Below are 3,312 nucleotides of genomic sequence, written 5' to 3' on the forward strand. Positions count from 1 at the left end.
GGCGGCCCCGTCCTCCGCGACGACACCACGACCGGTGCCACCCTCGCGCGCCGCGACCCTTTCCTGTACCCTCGTCGTGGTCGCTTTTCGGATAAGCGGGAAGGTGCGAGCGAAGATCAGGACACTGGCTCCCCTCAGTCTGGCTTCGTCTTTCCGGGGCCATTACAACTGGCGGAGCATGCCCGCGAACTCGCACTCCCACTCGGCCCCGCGACACTCCTGCAGTTCCTTCTCACCATCGCCGCCGGCCTGTTCACCTGCAAAGTCGCCACGGGTACCGCTGATCTGCTCGTGAGAATCCTCAGGCACAAGGCCGCACAACGGTGGCCGGGCCTGGTGCCGGAAAAGCCGCGCCACTGTTCGGCCGAAACAGGGGAGCCCGTTCCGGGGCCGGCGGGAACCCGCAACGGGGTCCACGGCGACGTCGGGGGCGTCGTGATCCAGGCCGGGCGCGTAGACCGGCTCCACATCCACCCCCACGGCAGCGCGCCCCCGAAGGACGGCCCGGGGACGGCGGGAACGGCCGCGCCCGAGTAGACCCCCTGAGAGGCGAACCGTGCCCGGGATCGGGACACATCACCATCCTCCACCCATCTATACACATTGTGTATAGTCGCCGCCATGTCCATCGGCAACACGCTGCTCGGTCTGCTCGAATCGGGCCCCCGCCACGGGTACGACCTCAAACGCCTCTTCGACGAACGGTTCGGACACGACCGGCCGCTGCACTACGGACAGGTCTACTCGACGATGTCGCGCCTGCTCAGGGACGGCCTGGTCGAGGTGGACGGGGTGGAGACGGGCAGCGGCCCCGAGCGCAAGCGCTACGCCATCACCGACGCCGGTGTCACCGACGTCGGCCGCTGGCTCTCCACGCCGGAGAGCCCCGAGCCCTACCTCCAGAGCACCCTGTACGCCAAGGTCGTGCTGGCTCTGCTGACCGGCCGTGACGCCGCCGGGCTGCTGGACGTCCAGCGGACCGAGCACCTGCGCCTGATGCGTGAGCTCACCCGCCGCAAGAGGGGCGGCGACCTCGCGGACCAGCTCGTCTGCGACCACGCCCTGTTCCACCTGGAGGCCGACATCCGGTGGCTGGAGCTGACCGCCGGCCGCCTGGACCGGCTCGCCGGGCAGGTCCGCGCATGAGCGGCACCGCCGCCGCGGAGGTCACGGGCACCCTGCTCACCGCCACCAGGCTCCGCAAGTACTTCGGTTCGACCGCCGCGCTGAACGGGACGGACTTCAGCATCGACTCCGGCGAGGTCGTCGCCGTCATGGGCCCGTCCGGATCCGGCAAGTCCACGCTGCTGCACTGCCTGGCGGGCATCCTCGACCTCGACGGCGGCACCGTGCACTACGGCGGGCACGAGCTGACGGCCCTGTCCGACGCCGAGCGCAGCAGGCTCAGACGCAGCGACTTCGGCTTCGTCTTCCAGTTCGGCCAGCTCGTCCCCGAGCTCACCTGCGTGGAGAACGTCGCGCTGGCCCTGCGCCTGACCGGCGTCGCCCGTAGGCGGGCGGAGGCCTGCGCGACGGAGTGGATGGCCCGCCTGGAGGTGGACGACGTCCGCGACAAGCGCCCCGGCCAGGTGTCCGGCGGGCAGAGGCAGCGGGTGGCCATCGCGCGGGCGCTGGTGGCCGAGCCCCGGCTGCTCTTCGCCGACGAGCCCACCGCCGCGCTGGACTCGCTCGACGGGGAGCGCGCCATGGAGCTGCTCACGGGCGCGGCCCGCGACACCGGGGCCGCGGTCGTCCTGGTCACCCACGACGTCCGGGTCGCCGCCTACTCCGACCGCGAGGTCGTCTTCCGCGACGGCCAGGCCCTCGGCGACGCCACCGGGCCCACGGGGGCGACGTGACCGGCCGGTGGTACCGCGACCTGGCCATGGGCGCCAGGCTCACCCTGAACGGCGGGTGGGCCGGCTGGACGGGGACGCTGCTCACCGCGCTGGGCGTGGGCCTGGGGGTGATGGTGCTCCTGCTGGCCGCCTCGGCGCCCTCGGTGCGTGCGGCGGGCCAGGAGCGGATGGACGAGCGGACACCGGTGTACCTGGAGTGGGGTGCGCCGACCGGCGACGCCGCGGTCCTCGCGGCCCCGCGGGTCGTGGAGTACCGGGGCGAGATGTTCACGGGCATGCTGCTCGAAGCGCCCGCGGGTCCGGGGTCGGACGTGCGCCCGCGGGGGATCGACCGGCTGCCGGAGGCGGGCGAGCTCCACGTCTCCCCCGCCCTGCGCGACCTCCTGGAGTCCCCCGAGGGCGCCCTGCTCGCCGAGCGGTTCGACGGCGCCCCGGTCACCGGCCTGATCGGCGCCGAGGGGCTGCGGGGGCCGCACGAGCTCTACTTCTACCTGGGCACGGACACCCTCTCGCAGTCCCCGGTACCGCACGCCGCCTCGGGCTTCGGCGCGGATCTGCGGGACGGCGGCATGCCCGCGGTCCTCGTCCTTCTCGTCGTCGTCATCATCGCGGTGCTGCTGCTGCCGGTCGCCGCGTTCGTCCTCACCGCGACGCGGTTCGGGGCCGAGCGGCGCGACCAGCGCCTGGCCGCGCTGCGGCTGGTGGGCGCGGACAGGGCCACGATCCGCAGGATCGCCGCGGGCGAGTCCCTCGTCGGCGCGGTCCTGGGCCTGGTCCTGGGCACCGGGTTCTTCCTGGCGGCGCGGGCCTTCGCCGACGACGTGCGGCTCCCGGGTCCGGGCGTGCTGCCCGCGGACCTCACACCGGTGCCGCTGCTCGCCGCCCTCGTGGTGGTGCTCGTCCCGGCCGGCGCCGTCCTGGTGACGCTCCTGGGACTGCGCGGGGTCGAGGTCGGTCCGCTGGGCGTCTTCCGGGAGGGCGCCGACCGGGGGCGGCGGCTGTGGTGGCGCGCGGCGGTCCTGGCCGTCGGCTGCGCGGTCCTGGCCGTGCTCGGGCGCGGAGGAGGCTCCGAGGGCACGGAGTGGGCCGTCGCCGCCGGTGTGGCGGTGACCCTGACGGGGTTCACCCTGCTGCTGCCGTGGGTGGTCGAGGCCGTGGTGGGCCGACTGCGCGGCGGTCCGCTGTCGTGGCAGATGGCCACGCGGCGCCTCCAGCTGAACAGCGGGATCGCGGCCCGCACCGTCAGCGGGGTCACGCTCGCCGTGGCCGGGGCGATCGCGCTCCAGATGCTGTTCTCCGCGATCGAGGCCCAGGCCGCCTCCGACGGCGGCCGGGGCTCCGGCCGGGTGGGGATGATCGCCTCGGCCGCGGTGGGGAGTCGCGCCGAGGCCGCGGAGTTCGCCCGCGACCTCGACGGCGCCAGGGGCGTGGAGTCCTCCTCCCCCTTCCTCCT

The 3,312-nt window shown here is 73.9% G+C and carries 4 protein-coding genes; all 4 read left to right on the forward strand.

Going from position 1 to position 3,312, the window contains the following annotated elements:
• A partial coding sequence (locus tag DQW06_RS29585; protein ID WP_232833047.1) for a hypothetical protein occupies positions 1–537 on the forward strand: 537 nt, incomplete at its 5' end.
• A gap of 84 nt (positions 538–621) precedes the next feature.
• Positions 622–1,146 (forward strand): PadR family transcriptional regulator, encoded by a 525-nt coding sequence (locus DQW06_RS16320; RefSeq protein WP_013154480.1) that lies wholly within the window; start codon positions 622–624, stop codon positions 1,144–1,146.
• Positions 1,143–1,859: an ABC transporter ATP-binding protein gene (locus DQW06_RS16325; RefSeq protein WP_013154481.1), complete on the forward strand. Its 717-nt coding sequence runs from the start codon at positions 1,143–1,145 to the stop codon at positions 1,857–1,859. Before DQW06_RS16320 ends, DQW06_RS16325 begins: the two co-directional genes overlap by 4 nt.
• A partial coding sequence (locus DQW06_RS16330; protein ID WP_370449087.1) for an FtsX-like permease family protein occupies positions 1,856–3,312 on the forward strand: 1,457 nt, incomplete at its 3' end. The genes DQW06_RS16325 and DQW06_RS16330, both read left to right, overlap by 4 nt.

The sequence above is a fragment of the Nocardiopsis sp. TNDT3 genome (assembly GCF_003427465.1).
Classification (GTDB): Bacteria; Actinomycetota; Actinomycetes; order Streptosporangiales; family Streptosporangiaceae; genus Nocardiopsis; species Nocardiopsis dassonvillei.